Raw genomic sequence first — 12,792 nt, forward strand, 5'->3', positions numbered from 1 at the left:
AGTTTCGAGCCATGGATCGCAGCGCCACTGACATAACCGACGTCGAGGCCCGATCGTTCGGCGGCGTCCTGCGCGATGGGCTTGCGAGGGTCGACGCCGTGCGGGCGGCGCGCTGCCTCGTCGCAGTCGCAGCCCTGCTCCTCGTGCTGGTGACGCTCGATCCGTTTCCGGACCTGCGCAACGAGGATGTCACCACCGTAGTCGGCGGACGAATGGCGCTCACCTATGTCGCCTGGGGCCTGCTGGCCGCGGTCGCTGTATTGTTCGTCGCCGCGACGGATGCGCCCGCGCTGAAGACCCTGGTGACGCCGCTGCATCTCTGCCTGGTCGGCTGGCTGTTGATCAACATCGTCTTCTCCGAGAATCGCGGAGTCTCGATGCAGCGCTTCGTGCTCGCAGCCAGCGTGATGTCGCTCGCGGTGCTGTTGCCGTTGTTGCCGCCGACGCAGCGTAGCTTCAATCTGTGTCTTGGCGGCGCCGCGCTCGTATTGCTCGCACTTTGCTATCTCGGCGTCTTCGTGGCGCCGCAATACTCGATGCACACCGCACTCGACCTCACCGAGCCGCAGCTGGCCGGCGACTGGCGCGGCAGCTTCGGCCACAAGAACATCGCTTCGCCCGTGATGACCATCCTGATCTATGTCGGCATCTATCTGTCCGCCATCGGCTCGTTCGTGATGGGCCCGGCCATCGCCGCGCTGGCCGGACTCTTCCTGATCTTCACCGGCGGCAAGACGTCGTCGGTGCTGTGTCTTGCGATCTACGCGCTCGCCTCGCTGGTCTGCGTCACGCCGAGCCTGTGGCTGAAGCGGATGATCTGCTTCGTGCCGCTGATCGTGATGAACCTGTTGACGGTCGGCAGCGTCCTGAGCCCGGCGCTCGGGGCAATGACGCGGCTGCTTCCGCTCGATCCCACCTTCACCGGCCGTTCCGCCATCTGGGAGTTCGCGCTCGCAGCCGTCGCCGAGAAGCCGATCATCGGTCACGGCTACGCCGCGTTCTGGGACGACGTGACCGCGCGGCAGACCGCCCAGGGCGCCGAATGGGCGACGAGCGCGGCGCATAGCCACAACAGCTATCTCGACCTCGCGGTCACCATCGGCCTGCCGGGGCTGTTGCTGGTGATGCTCGTCTTGGTGCTCGCGCCGCTCGGCAATTTCCAGACGGCCCGAACTCACAACCGCAGCGGTGCGTTGGCAAAGCTGTTCCTGACCGTGTGGTTGTTCGGCCTGTACTACGGGGCCACCGAGACCTTCCTGCTCGAACGGCAGAATCCGATCTGGTTCATGTTCGCCGTTGCCGTGGCCGGCCTGCACTTCCTGGCCAGGTTCCAATGCGTGGCGGAAGTGGAACCGGAGCCTGAGGGCTCGTCGCAGCCGCTGCGGCCGCAGTGGCTTCGGCTTAACGATAAGCGGTGAGGTCACTTGTGGCCGCGACAAAACATAATCTATCTGGAAACACCCAGTAATCGTATGTCCCGCGGATGACGATCCTCAGCGTCGAGCAACCAGATGGTCTTGTGTCCAGTACGTCGGGAATCGCGGTCGATTTCCTGCGTGACTGGCAGCGGGCCGCATCCCGCTTGAACGCAGGCCATCGCACTGCATTCCAGCATGGCTACTGGCTCGGCGCCTGGTACGAGGCGTTCCACGATCTCTCGCCGCTGATTGCATTGATCTCAGATGCCACGAGGGGCAGGGACATCGCAATCGTGCCGATGATCAGCCATCTCAGGCGCGGCATCCGCATCGTCGAATTCGCCGATCTCGGCGTTTCCGACAACAACGCGCCGATCCTGGCGCTCGATACCGCGTTGGACGCGGCGGCGACGGATGCGATCGGCAAGGCGCTGATCGACGCATTGCGCGCATTGCCGGACCGTTTCGATCTGCTCCGACTGAAGAAGATGCCGGCCCAGATCGGCGGCAACCCGAACCCGCTGGTGTCGCTCGGCCGGATCGGATCCTGCTCGCTCAACGGCAACCTCGTGCTGACCGGCGACGACTATGAAGCTTACCAGGCCTCGATCAAGCGCATGCAGATGCCACGCTGCTGGCGCGTCTTCAGCCGTCACGCCGGCGCGCGATTCGAGATCGCCACCGACGTCGCGCGTGCGCGCGAGCTGCTGGACGTGATGGATGTCCAGCAGCAGGCGCGCATGCGAAAGCTCGGCTCGCGCTTCGTCCTCAACGACGAAACCCATGCGCAGTTCTATCGCGAGGTCGCGCGTCGGGGCGTCGCGAACGGTTACGCCGTCATCTCGGCGCTGGTCTGCGACGAGGCCGTCGTTGCCACCACGCTCGGCGTCAGGTTCGGTGCGACCTATTTTCTCCTGCGCATCAGCCACGCCGGCGATTCATGGTCGAGCTGCTCGCCGGGGCTGCTCGTGACCGAGCGCACCATGGCGGCGCTGCATGCGGACGGCGTGCGCCGTTTCGACCTCAGCATCGGCAACCAGGACTACAAGCGCCGCTTCGGCGCCGAACCGGTGCCGCTGACCGATGTCAGCGTCGCGCTGTCCTGGCGCGGTATGCCCTTCGCGTGGCGTGACCACGCCGCGCAGGGCCTGCGCCGTCACCCCAGGCTTGCCGCCTTTGCGGCGCAGGCGATGGGCAAGGGGACGCGCTGACGGGCGACCCTCGCATCAGCCATGTAGCTTAGCCGTGCAGCTTCCTGGCTGTTTCCGCGATCTGGCGGCCCTGATAGCGCGCGCCGGCGAGCTCGTTGGCACTGGGCTGCCGGCTGCCGTCGCCGCCGGTGATGGTGGTGGCGCCGTAAGGTGCGCCGCCGGTGACCTCGTCGAGCTTCATCTGGCCGGCAAAGCCGTAGTTCAGGCCGACCACGACCATGCCGAAATGCAAGAGGTTGGTGATGATCGAGAACAGCGTCGTCTCCTGGCCGCCATGCTGGGTCGCGGTCGATGTGAAGGCGCCGCCGACCTTGCCGTGCAGCGCGCCCTTGGCCCAGAGGCCGCCGGCCTGGTCGAGGAAGTTCGCCATCTGCGAGGCCATGCGGCCGAAGCGGGTGCCGGTGCCGACGATGATCGCGTCGTAATTGGCGAGGTCCTCGATCTTGGCGACGGGGGCGGCCTGGTCGAGCTTGTAATAGGAGGCTTTCGCGACCTCGGCCGGCACCAGTTCGGGCACGCGCTTGATGTCGACGGTGGCGCCGGCTTCGCGCGCGCCTTCGGCGACGGCGTTGGCCATCGCTTCGATGTGGCCATAGGCGGAATAATACAGGACGAGAACTTTGGTCATGATGGTCTCCGTTGGGTGAGTCGGATGATTAATCTTGTTCAGGTCGTCATGCCCGGGGCTTGTCCCGGGCATCCACGTTCTTGGATCCTCGTGGAAGGGCGTGGATGGCCGGGACAAGCCCGGCCATGACGGAGAGAGCCGTTAGGCCGCGTCGACGAGCACGATCTCGGAATCTTCCAGTGCCGTGATCTTCAGCCTGTCCTCGTCGCGGATCGCGGCGCCGTCGCGGGCGTTGACGCGCACGCCATTGATCTCGACTGACCCCGCCGCGGGCACCAGATAAAGGTGCCGCGACTTGTGCGGCACGTATTCCGCGCTCTCACCGGCCTTCAGCGTGGTGGCGAGCACCCGCGCATCGGCGCGGATCGGCAGCGCGTCCGTATCATGCTCGAAGCCGCTCGCGATGGTGACGAGCTTGCCCGAGCGATCTCCTTTCGGAAAAGGCTTCGAGCCCCAGGTCGGCTGCCCCCCGCGCGCGGTCGGCTCAATCCAGATCTGGAAGATGCGTGTCCTGGTCGGCTCGAGATTATACTCGGAGTGGCGGATGCCGCTGCCGGCGCTCATCACCTGCACGTCCCCCGCTTCGGTGCGGCCTTCGTTGCCGAGGCTGTCCTGATGGGTGATCGCGCCCTCGCGCACATAGGTGATGATTTCCATGTTGGCGTGGGGATGGGCGGGAAAGCCGGTGTTCGGCGCGATCTCGTCGTCGTTCCACACCCGCAAGGCGCCGTGACCCATGTTGTCGGGGTCATAATGGCTTGCGAAGGAGAAATGATGCTTGGCGTTGAGCCAGCCGTGATCGGCGCCGCCGAGCTTTGCGAAGGGTCTGAGTTCGATCATCTGCGTAATTCCTTGTTTTGGCGGGTGGCGCCTTGATCAGGCGCCAAAACCGCCGTCGACGTTGAGCACCGTGCCGGTGACGAAGGATGCTTCCGGGCTTGCGAGGAAGACGATTCCGGCGGCGACTTCCTCGGGGCGGCCGAAGCGCTGCAACGCGTGCTGCTGGCGCTGGGTCTCGGCGAACTCGCCGCCGTCCTTCGGGTTCATGTCGGTGTCGATTGAGCCGGGCTGCACCACGTTCACGGTGATGCCGCGCGGGCCGAGGTCACGTGCGGCGCCCTTGGTGTAGCCGACTACGGCCGCCTTGGTGGCGACGTAGTCGGCGAGACCCGGGAACGAGGCGCGGTCGGCGAGCATCGAGCCGACGGTGACGATGCGGCCGCCTTCGCCCATCAAATGCGAAGCGGCGCGGATCGCGGCGATCACGCCATGCACGTTGACGGCATCCTGGCGGGCAAGCGCTTCGGTATCGGCATCGGCGTCGTCGATCGCGGCGCCGCTCGCAACGCCGGCATTGTTGACGAGGATGTCGAGATGGCCGAACTCCTTTGCGACATCGTTGACCAGCTGCGTCACGTCCTTTGCCGAGGCCTGGTCGGCCTTGAAGGCGCGCGCCTTGACGCCCCGGGCCTTCAACTCGGTGACGACCGCTTCCGCCTTTTCGGGAGAGGCAACGTAGCTGATCGCGACATCCGCCCCTTCATCGGCGAGTGCGCGGGCAGAGGCCGCGCCGATGCCGCGCGAGCCGCCGGTGACGAGGGCAACCTTGCCTGAGAGCTTCTTGGTCATTGGATTTCTCCAGTCCTGAATTTCTGATGACCCTTGGATAAGCCTCCGCCTGTGGTATAGAAATAGAAACTGTCGAAACACATTGTTTCCTTAAGCAGCCCAATTGGATCCGCTTTCATGGCCAAGCTCCCCGATTTCGAGGCGCTCGCAATTTTCGCAAAAGTCGTGGAATTACGGTCGTTTGCGGGGGCCGCGGGCGAGCTCGCGATGTCCAAGGCGACGGTGTCCAAGGCGGTCACGCGCCTCGAAGAGCGGCTCGGCGCCCGGCTGTTCAACCGCACCTCACGCCGGCTCGCGCTGACCGATGCCGGGCATAAGCTCGCCGAGCGTGCGACCCGCCTCCTGTCCGACGGCGAGGCGGCGGAGAACGAGGCGCTGGCGCAGTCGGTCGCGCCGCGGGGCCTGGTGCGGCTCGCCGTGCCCATGTCGTTCGGGATCAAGGCGGTGGCGCCGTTGCTGCCGGAGTTCTTCGAGGCCTATCCGGAGGTCTCGGTCGATCTGCACCTGAGCGATGCCACCATCGATTTGATCGGCGAAGGCTTTGACATGGCGGTGCGGATCGCGCGGCTGCCGGATTCCTCGCTGATCGCGCGGCGGCTCTTCACCATGCCGCGTTTCACGGTGGCCGCGCCGTCCTATCTTAGACAATACGGACGGCCGACGCATCCGATGCATCTGGCCGAGCACAAATGCTTCAGCTACGCTTATCTCTCGACGCCCAATGTCTGGCACTACACCAACGCGGCCGGTGAGCAGGCCAGTGTACGCCCCGGCGGCCAGCTCCGTGTCAACAACGGCGAAGCGGTGATGCCGGCGCTGATCGCCGGGCTCGGTATCGCGGATCTCCCCGAATTCATCGTCGGTGACGCCATCTCCTCCGGCGAGGTCGAAGTGATCCTGAAGGACTGGAAGCAGGCCGAAGGCGCCGTGCATCTGGTGACGCCACCTGGCGGCCCGCGCCCCGCACGCGTCGAGGCGCTCGGCGATTTTCTCGCAGCGAAGCTGCCGGGTACGTGCAAGCGGCGGGTGCGCGGAAAGGCAAAGCCGTCGTAGCAAAGTCATCGTAGAACGAGCGGCTTCAGCGATCTCTGGATTGCTTCGCTTCGCTTGCAATGACGGGTTTGGACTAAGACACCTTCTCACCATTACGCACGACAATTCGCAAGCTCGGTTTCAACGTCTCTTCCAGTTGCGACTTCAATTCATGGACACGCGGATCGTGCGAGCGCCTCGCGCAAACCGCGTATTGGTGCACAGATCGCGCCAGGGCGCGTCGCGCTTCCGGGGTTCGCGTCACGTCCGGCTTCGAAAGCCGCAAGACGATGGCGGCGAGATTCACCAGCATCTCGTCCAGCGCCACGTCAATGGTCTGAAGTCTATTCATCGCTCCACTCCCTGGGGGGCAACGGTAGAGTCCAGAGGGCGTTCCTGACCGGGCGGAACATGGATAATACCTGGTAAATCCCGCTGCACCGCTTGTTCTTGCGGACGGTCGCGCTAGGCTGGCGACACAAGAAAACAGGGGGGAATCTGCCATGGATCGACGCGATGTCCTGCGCGCCGCTGCCGCATTGCCGTTGTTGCCTGTGTTGTCGAGCGTGGCTTTCGCGCAAGCCTATCCCGCGCGCAACGTCACCATGATCGTGCCGTTTCCGGCCGGGGGCCAGGCGGATCTTGCGGCGCGTCCCGTCGCACAGGCGCTGGAGCGAATCCTCGGCAAGGCGGTCATCGTCGACAACCGCGCCGGCGGTGGCGGCGGATCGGTCGGCAATGCCGCGGCGGCACGCGCCGAGCCCGATGGCTATACGCTGCTGATGACGCTGTCCTCGCTCGCGGTGCTGCCCGAGGCCGACCGGCTGTTCGAGCGTCCGGTGGCCTACGAGGTCTCACAGTTCATGCCGATCGCGCGGGTGCTGGCCGATCCCACGCTGCTCGCGGTGCCGGCTTCGGCGCCGTGGAAGACGGCGCAGGATTTCGTCGAGGATGCGAAGAAACGCTCGGGCCAGATCACCTATGGCTCGTCGGGGCCTTACGGCACGCTGCATGTGGCGATGGAGATGTTTGCGAGCAGCGCCGATATCAAGCTGCTGCATGTGCCGTTTCGCGGCGCCGGACCGGCGCTCACCGCGCTGCTCAGCGGCACCGTGCAGGCGATCGCCGCCGCACCGGGGACGCTGAAGCCGCAAGTGGACGACGGCAAGCTGCGCGTGCTCGGCAATTGCGGCGCCAAGCGGATCGCGAGCTTCCCCGACGTTCCGACGTTCCAGGAGCTCGGCTACAAGGACGTCGAGATGTACATCTGGGCCGGACTCTTTGCACAGAATGATCTTCCTGCGCCGATCGCGACTCGCCTGCGCGAGGCGATGGCGCAGGTGATGACGAGCCCGGACGTGCTCAAGGCCTTCGAAACGTCGGGCAGTCTCGTCGCCTATCAGGACGCGCCGGCGTTCGCCGAGTTCGTGGCGGTCGACAGCGCGCGGCTGATTGCGGCTGTCAAGAAGATCGGCAAGGTCGAATAGGTTCCTAGCCCGTTTTCACATTTTTTTGTTGGTCCAGAACCTCTCCGCGTCTCATTGATTGAACAGAGTTCGAGAGACTCGCGAAGGAATCGGACATGCGAACAGAGCGGATTGCGCTGGGTGTAGCGCTTGCGATCGGCGGCATCGCCGCGCAAAGCGCTGCATCCGCTGAAGAGTATCGCGGAACCATGGAGCAGCAGATGGCCTGCACGCCGGATGTGTGGCGGCTGTGCAGCGACCAGATCCCCGATGTGAGTCGCATTACCGCCTGCTTGCGGCAGAACACGCCCCAGCTCTCCAGCGGTTGTCGCGCGGTGTTCCAGTCCAACAATCAGATGCCGCCGCAGCAGCAGGTTCCGGGCAATCGCGTGGCGCCGGCGCCGCGATACAACAATGTGCCGCCACCACCTCCGCAGGCGCAGCCGCGGCCTTATGACGATAGCGACGATTAGTGCTGCCCAAGGCATGATCCGGGCGCGCGCACAGCAGTGGGCGCGAAGATGCGGCCGTGCCGCCTCGTTCAGCGCTCGCCCTTGCCGCCCGACTCAGGTCGATCCCGGAGCGCCGTCCGCATGATGGCGCCGAAGAGCAAAGCTGCCACCGGCCAATGGAACCAGATCTTGTGCATGCCGGTGAAAATATTGATCAGAATCAGAAAGGCCGACACCGTGAGGGCCCCCGCAATCGGGCGGGGCAGCTTCGCCAGCCCGTCTGAAACGAAGCCCATCCAATTGGATGACTCGGATCTGTCGCGGCGCGCGGCGTCAGTTTGCGACCCCGCCATTGCGGTCTGAGACGTCGGGCGTTCGCCAGGCGGAAAGCTCCGTGCTTGAGCGGTTTGGCCGCTCATGGTCACACGATAGCTGGTCACGGGAGCAATGTTTTTCATTGGACGCTGGCCGAGGCAGTCGAAGCCAACAGACAATTTGTTGTGCACCTGATCATAGGCGGAGCTGGAGATCACGATGCCACCGGGTTCGGCAAGTTCTTGCAGACGCGCCGCGATATTGACCCCGTCTCCGTAGAGGTCGGAACCATCCACCATCACATCGCCGAGATTGATGCCGATGCGAAACCGCATCGGGGGAGGTGGGGCCGAATCCTGGTTGGAAATTTCCTGCTGAATCTCGACCGCACACTGCACGGCTTCGACGACGCTAGCGAATTCGGCGATGACAGCATCGCCCCAGGTATTCACGATCCGGCCGTCATGGCGCTCCACCAATCGCGCAATGGCCGTGCGGTAGCGGCGGAGCGTCTCCAGCGTTCCCGCCTCGTCTGCTTCCATGAGACGAGAATAGCCGTGCACATCGGCGCATAGCACGGTGGTCAGCCGCCGTTTGACCTTATCGTCGGGCATGGTCTGTACATTAGCCTCCCTGACCGGCAAATGCATCAGGCATCCCGCAGCTGCCTTACGGCCTGACTTCGTAGACATCGACCCATTCCGCTGCGGTCAGCTCGGCCATCCGTTCCGGCGTGATGCGTACCGCACTGTGGGTCGAGCCGGCGGCCGGCACCACCACATCGAACGCTTTCAGCGAGACGTCGCAATAGACCGGCAGCGGTGCCTTCAATCCGAACGGGCAGACGCCGCCGACTTCGTGGCCGGTGATCTCGGCGACCTCTTCCAGTCCCAGCATCTTCGGCTTGCCGCCGAACGCCGCCTTCACCTTCTTGTTGTCCATGCGCGAGGTGCCGGCCGCGACGATCAGGATCACGCGTTCGCCGATCCGCAACGACAGCGTCTTGGCGATGCGTCCGGGCTCGACGCCATAAGCCTCGGCGGCCAACGGCACGGTCGCGGAGCTGATCGGGGATTCGATGACTGATATGTCGGGGGCTTTTTCGGCGAAGAAATCGCGAACGGATTGAAGGCTCATTCAGGTCGGCTCATTCCAGACTCATGGGCGGGCGGCGATGCCTAGGCAATCCCTGGCAGCTCCGAGAGCGCCCGGACACGATGATCCGGCGCAAAGCCGAGCTCGTCCATCTGGGTGCGGATCGCCTTGAACATCGTCAGCGGTGCCACGAGTTCGTTCTCGACGCAAGCCAGCGCCATCGCTTCGGGCGTGACCCGTTCGATCCAGGCAACGTTCAGTCCGAACGCTTTCGCGCCCGCGACATCCCAGGGATTGGAGGAGACGAACAGCACCTCGTCAGGCGCGGTGCCGAGCACCTCGCCGATCAGCTCATAGGCCTCCGGGCTCGGCTTGAAGATCTTCTTCGCGTCGACGCTGATCGTGGCGTCGAGCAGGGCGTCGAGGCCGGAGTTGCGCACGAGCGCATTCAGCATGTCCGGACTGCCGTTGGAGAGGATCGCGAGTTTTCGCGGTTTTAGAGCCGTGAGTGCTGCCGTCGCATCCGGATAGAGATCGAGATGCAGATATTTCTCGATCACGCGCTCGAATGCCTCGTTCTCGTAAGCGAGCCCGAGCACGCGCAGCGTATAGGCTAGCGAGTCGCGCGTGATGGCTGCAAAGTCCTGGTAGCGCCGCATCAGCGAGCGCAACCAGGTGTATTCGAGCTGCTTGATCCGCCAGATCTGCGTGATGATCTCACCGTAGCCGGGAAACGCATCCTCGGTGATCTCCGCGACCGACTGGATGTCGTAGAGCGTTCCGTAGGCGTCGAAGACAACGGCTTTGAGACTCAATTGACCTGTCCCCGGGATTGCTGCGGGCGCATGGACTATACAAGGCGCTACGGTATCGATCCAACACGGAAACGCGAACTGGGCCCCTGATTTCTAAAGCCCGATCACGACCTTGCCAAAGTGTGAGCCGGTCCGGAGGTGCGCATATGCTTCGAGAACGTCGTCGAAATCGTAGACCCGATCGACGATCGGGTGGATCGCATGCTCGGTCAGGAAGCGATTCATCGCGACAAAGTGTTCGGCCGATCCGACGGTAACACCGATGATGTCGGCATTCTCCCACTGAAGGCGCGCGAGGTCGGGCTTGGGGCCGAACCCCGTCAAAACCCCGATCTGAACGATCTTGCCACCCGAAGCGACCGATCGCAGCGATCGGTCATAGGTGCCGGGACCGCCGAGTTCGAGGATATGACTGGCCCCGGCGCCATTCGTCGCCTTCATCAGGCCCACATCCCAGTCAGGCGTGTCGCGATAGTTGATGAGGATCGAGCCGCCCAGCGCCTTGGCGCGGGCGAGTTTTTCATCCGAGGAGGATATCACGATCGCACGCGCCCCCAGCGCCGCTGCGAATTGAAGCCCGAACAGCGCGACGCCGCCTGTTCCCTGGACCAACAGCGTGTCGCCTTTGCGCATCCCGCCGCGCGCGATCAGGCCGTGGAAAGCCGTGACGCCGGCACAGGGCAGGGTCGCTGCCTCCACCGCGGACAGATGCGCTGGCACGGACACCAGCGCGGTCGCCGGCAGCACGACATACTCAGCCAGCATTCCGTCCATCGTGTTGCCACCGAGGGATGACGGAATATAGCTGGAGTTGAACGGCCCCGAGATCCAATCGCGGAAGAACGATGCAGCGACGCGGTCTCCGAGTTGCCATTGCGCGACGTCGGCGCCGACGGCGTCAACGACACCCGCGCCGTCGGAGAGTGGCACGCGGCCGTTGAGCTCGCCTCGGCCTGCACGGTCGAGGATCAGGAGGTCGCGGTAATTCAGACTTGCCGCTTCGACCCGAATGCGGACCTCGCCATTGGCGGGTTCGGGTTTGCTGATTTCGGCGCGCGCAAGGTGGCCAGCACCAGCTTGGCCGTTCAAATGGTAGGCTTTCATCGTTGCTCCCTTCACAAGTGGCATTCACTTGGACGAGCAAATTCTGTAAGGTCTGACAGTGCTGTCAGGGTCAAGAGGCTTCAGATGAAAATCGGCGAACTCTCCCGGCGGACGGGGGTCAGCGTCCGGATGCTGCGCTACTACGAAGGCGAAGGACTGCTCGCGCCGCTGCGGACGAACTCCGGCTATCGCGACTATGGCCTGGCCGAAGAGGAAGCCGTACGGCGGATCAAGATGCTCGGCGCCGCGGGGATGACGCTCGAAACCATCAAGCGGTTGCTCCCGTGCGTGCGGAACAACGATCCGGCTTTCACGCCGTGCAACGAGCTGCGAAAAATACTCGCTCAGCAGGTCGGCCTGATCGATGAACGTATTGAGACGCTCAGCGAAAGCCGGACAATTTTAGCGGGCTATCTGGCAAGCGTGAATTGATCGCACGCAACGCGGCCATCGGATTCACCGCGCCAAAGTCTTGGGCCTTGAGGGTTTGAGTGTGAGGGCTTCGATAGCAGCGTCGAAGCCCTCGATGCGCTGACGAGTACGCGCCTAGATCCCCAGCAGCTTCCGCGCGTTCGCCTTCAACACCTTCGGCCGGATCTCGTCGCGGATCTCGATCTTGGCGAAATCCGACAGCCAGCGGTCGGGCGTGATCACCGGCCAGTCCGAGCCGAACAGCATCTTGTCCTGCAGGATCGAGTTGATGTAGCGCACCAGGATCGGCGGGAAATATTTCGGCGACCAGCCCGAGAGGTCGATGTAGACGTTCGGCTTGTGGGTCGCGACCGACAGCGCTTCTTCCTGCCAGGGGAAGGAGGGATGGGCGAGGATGATCTTGAGGTCGGGGAAATCCGCCGCGACGTCGTCCATGTACATCGGGTTGGAATATTTCAGCCGCATCCCCATGCCGCCGGGCATGCCCGAGCCGACGCCGGTCTGGCCGGTGTGGAACAGCGCGATCGCGCCACCATTGTTGATCTCTTCATAGAGCGGATAGGCCATGCGGTCGTTGGCGTAGAAGCCCTGCATGGTTGGGTGGAATTTGAAGCCGCGCACGCCGTATTCTTCGATCAGCTTGCGCGCCTCGCGCACACCGAGCTTTCCCTTGTGCGGGTCGATCGAGACGAAGGGGATGAGGACGTCGAGATGGTCGGAGGCGATCTCCAGCATCTCCTCATTCTTGTAGCGGCGGAAGCCGGTCTCGCGCTCGGCGTCGACCGGGAAGATCACCGCGGCGATTTTCTTGGATCGGTAGTAGGCCGCGGTCTCCGGCACGGTCGGCGGATGCTTGTGCGGCGACTTGAAATAGTCCGCCATCTGCGCCTGGAAGTCGTCATAGCCGTCGTCGGGATGGGTGCCGCAGGGCTCCTCGGCGTGGGTATGGATGTCGATGGCGACGACGTCGTCGATATTGGGCAGCTTCAGCTTCGGCATGGGTTTCCTCCCGACGGGTTGCCGAATTGATTATATGATATAACGAACTTGGCAAGGCGTTGTGGGACAAGGCGTTGTGGGGCAGGCACCGTCCGAGATGCTGATTGGGCCGATCCGGCCGCTTCTACTTTGCATGGGGTTGTTTTCCTGAATTTGCTGGGTGGGATCGGGCCAGTTAACATTGACATCCGGTCCT

Annotated in this window: 15 protein-coding genes; 6 read left to right on the plus strand and 9 right to left on the minus strand. The window is 63.8% G+C overall.

Going from position 1 to position 12,792, the window contains the following annotated elements; genetic code table 11:
* Positions 1-11: 11 nt before the first annotated feature.
* Together AC0L3C_RS08610 and AC0L3C_RS08615 are read left to right on the plus strand one after the other, a co-directional pair.
* Complete coding sequence (locus AC0L3C_RS08610; RefSeq protein ID WP_473407668.1) at positions 12-1,418, plus strand: O-antigen ligase family protein; 1,407 nt, start codon at positions 12-14, stop codon at positions 1,416-1,418.
* 65 nt (positions 1,419-1,483) lie between these two features.
* Positions 1,484-2,629 carry a GNAT family N-acetyltransferase gene (locus AC0L3C_RS08615; RefSeq protein WP_473407669.1) on the plus strand — a complete coding sequence of 382 codons (1,146 nt, stop codon included), beginning with the start codon at positions 1,484-1,486 and terminating at the stop codon, positions 2,627-2,629.
* Between the two features lie 28 nt (positions 2,630-2,657).
* Here the strand turns inward: AC0L3C_RS08615 and wrbA are convergent, their stop codons facing one another.
* From wrbA to AC0L3C_RS08630, 3 genes are all read right to left on the minus strand, one after another.
* Entirely contained in the window at positions 2,658-3,257 is a 600-nt protein-coding gene (gene wrbA / locus AC0L3C_RS08620; protein ID WP_473265725.1) for an NAD(P)H:quinone oxidoreductase, read from the minus strand.
* A 141-nt stretch (positions 3,258-3,398) separates the two neighbouring features.
* Positions 3,399-4,097 (minus strand): pirin family protein, encoded by a 699-nt coding sequence (locus tag AC0L3C_RS08625; protein ID WP_473278660.1) that lies wholly within the window; start codon positions 4,095-4,097, stop codon positions 3,399-3,401.
* A gap of 36 nt (positions 4,098-4,133) precedes the next feature.
* Positions 4,134-4,886 carry an SDR family NAD(P)-dependent oxidoreductase gene (locus AC0L3C_RS08630; RefSeq protein WP_473407670.1) on the minus strand — a complete coding sequence of 251 codons (753 nt, stop codon included), beginning with the start codon at positions 4,884-4,886 and terminating at the stop codon, positions 4,134-4,136.
* Positions 4,887-5,003: 117 nt separating this feature from the next.
* On the opposite strand from AC0L3C_RS08630, the gene AC0L3C_RS08635 reads away from it, so the two are divergent.
* Complete coding sequence (locus AC0L3C_RS08635; RefSeq protein WP_473278658.1) at positions 5,004-5,939, plus strand: LysR family transcriptional regulator; 936 nt, start codon at positions 5,004-5,006, stop codon at positions 5,937-5,939.
* Between the two features lie 73 nt (positions 5,940-6,012).
* On the opposite strand, the gene AC0L3C_RS08640 is transcribed toward AC0L3C_RS08635, so the two are convergent.
* Positions 6,013-6,270, minus strand: coding sequence for a hypothetical protein (locus tag AC0L3C_RS08640; RefSeq protein ID WP_473265729.1), 258 nt, complete (start codon positions 6,268-6,270; stop codon positions 6,013-6,015).
* A 151-nt stretch (positions 6,271-6,421) separates the two neighbouring features.
* On the opposite strand from AC0L3C_RS08640, the gene AC0L3C_RS08645 reads away from it, so the two are divergent.
* Together AC0L3C_RS08645 and AC0L3C_RS08650 are read left to right on the plus strand one after the other, a co-directional pair.
* Positions 6,422-7,405 (plus strand): tripartite tricarboxylate transporter substrate binding protein, encoded by a 984-nt coding sequence (locus AC0L3C_RS08645; protein WP_473407671.1) that lies wholly within the window; start codon positions 6,422-6,424, stop codon positions 7,403-7,405.
* 95 nt (positions 7,406-7,500) lie between these two features.
* Entirely contained in the window at positions 7,501-7,857 is a 357-nt protein-coding gene (locus AC0L3C_RS08650; protein WP_473265731.1) for a hypothetical protein, read from the plus strand.
* Between the two features lie 68 nt (positions 7,858-7,925).
* On the opposite strand, the gene AC0L3C_RS08655 is transcribed toward AC0L3C_RS08650, so the two are convergent.
* The 4 genes from AC0L3C_RS08655 to AC0L3C_RS08670 all read right to left on the minus strand — a co-directional run bounded on the left by AC0L3C_RS08655 (position 7,926) and on the right by AC0L3C_RS08670 (position 11,165).
* The gene (locus AC0L3C_RS08655; RefSeq protein ID WP_473265732.1) at positions 7,926-8,765 is read right to left on the minus strand and encodes an adenylate/guanylate cyclase domain-containing protein; all 840 of its coding nucleotides are present in this window, start codon (positions 8,763-8,765) and stop codon (positions 7,926-7,928) included.
* Positions 8,766-8,820: 55 nt separating this feature from the next.
* A complete protein-coding gene (locus tag AC0L3C_RS08660; protein WP_473407672.1) occupies positions 8,821-9,288 on the minus strand; it encodes a YbaK/EbsC family protein in 468 nt (155 codons plus the stop codon).
* Positions 9,289-9,329: 41 nt separating this feature from the next.
* On the minus strand, positions 9,330-10,061 hold the full coding sequence (locus tag AC0L3C_RS08665; RefSeq protein ID WP_473407673.1) for a haloacid dehalogenase type II: 732 nt from the start codon (positions 10,059-10,061) through the stop codon (positions 9,330-9,332).
* A 93-nt stretch (positions 10,062-10,154) separates the two neighbouring features.
* Positions 10,155-11,165 (minus strand): zinc-dependent alcohol dehydrogenase family protein, encoded by a 1,011-nt coding sequence (locus tag AC0L3C_RS08670; RefSeq protein ID WP_473278653.1) that lies wholly within the window; start codon positions 11,163-11,165, stop codon positions 10,155-10,157.
* 84 nt (positions 11,166-11,249) lie between these two features.
* On the opposite strand from AC0L3C_RS08670, the gene AC0L3C_RS08675 reads away from it, so the two are divergent.
* Positions 11,250-11,597, plus strand: coding sequence for a MerR family transcriptional regulator (locus AC0L3C_RS08675; protein WP_473265736.1), 348 nt, complete (start codon positions 11,250-11,252; stop codon positions 11,595-11,597).
* A gap of 114 nt (positions 11,598-11,711) precedes the next feature.
* On the opposite strand, the gene AC0L3C_RS08680 is transcribed toward AC0L3C_RS08675, so the two are convergent.
* Positions 11,712-12,596, minus strand: coding sequence for an amidohydrolase family protein (locus AC0L3C_RS08680; protein WP_473265737.1), 885 nt, complete (start codon positions 12,594-12,596; stop codon positions 11,712-11,714).
* Between the last annotated feature and the right edge of the window lie 196 nt (positions 12,597-12,792).

The organism is Bradyrhizobium sp. WSM4872 (assembly GCF_055811715.1).

Excerpts from the sequence above, each read along its gene's own strand:
- AC0L3C_RS08645 (WP_473407671.1), top strand. The coding sequence starts at position 6,422 with ATGGATCGACGCGATGTCCTGCGCGCCGCTGCCGCATTGCCGTTGTTG.
- AC0L3C_RS08640 (WP_473265729.1), bottom strand. The coding sequence starts at position 6,270 with ATGAATAGACTTCAGACCATTGACGTGGCGCTGGACGAGATGCTGGTG.
- AC0L3C_RS08680 (WP_473265737.1), bottom strand. The coding sequence starts at position 12,596 with ATGCCGAAGCTGAAGCTGCCCAATATCGACGACGTCGTCGCCATCGAC.
- AC0L3C_RS08675 (WP_473265736.1), top strand. The coding sequence starts at position 11,250 with ATGAAAATCGGCGAACTCTCCCGGCGGACGGGGGTCAGCGTCCGGATG.
- AC0L3C_RS08610 (WP_473407668.1), top strand. The coding sequence starts at position 12 with ATGGATCGCAGCGCCACTGACATAACCGACGTCGAGGCCCGATCGTTC.
- AC0L3C_RS08630 (WP_473407670.1), bottom strand. The coding sequence starts at position 4,886 with ATGACCAAGAAGCTCTCAGGCAAGGTTGCCCTCGTCACCGGCGGCTCG.
- AC0L3C_RS08660 (WP_473407672.1), bottom strand. The coding sequence starts at position 9,288 with ATGAGCCTTCAATCCGTTCGCGATTTCTTCGCCGAAAAAGCCCCCGAC.
- AC0L3C_RS08625 (WP_473278660.1), bottom strand. The coding sequence starts at position 4,097 with ATGATCGAACTCAGACCCTTCGCAAAGCTCGGCGGCGCCGATCACGGC.
- AC0L3C_RS08670 (WP_473278653.1), bottom strand. The coding sequence starts at position 11,165 with ATGAAAGCCTACCATTTGAACGGCCAAGCTGGTGCTGGCCACCTTGCG.
- AC0L3C_RS08650 (WP_473265731.1), top strand. The coding sequence starts at position 7,501 with ATGCGAACAGAGCGGATTGCGCTGGGTGTAGCGCTTGCGATCGGCGGC.
- wrbA (WP_473265725.1), bottom strand. The coding sequence starts at position 3,257 with ATGACCAAAGTTCTCGTCCTGTATTATTCCGCCTATGGCCACATCGAA.
- AC0L3C_RS08615 (WP_473407669.1), top strand. The coding sequence starts at position 1,484 with ATGACGATCCTCAGCGTCGAGCAACCAGATGGTCTTGTGTCCAGTACG.
- AC0L3C_RS08635 (WP_473278658.1), top strand. The coding sequence starts at position 5,004 with ATGGCCAAGCTCCCCGATTTCGAGGCGCTCGCAATTTTCGCAAAAGTC.
- AC0L3C_RS08655 (WP_473265732.1), bottom strand. The coding sequence starts at position 8,765 with ATGCCCGACGATAAGGTCAAACGGCGGCTGACCACCGTGCTATGCGCC.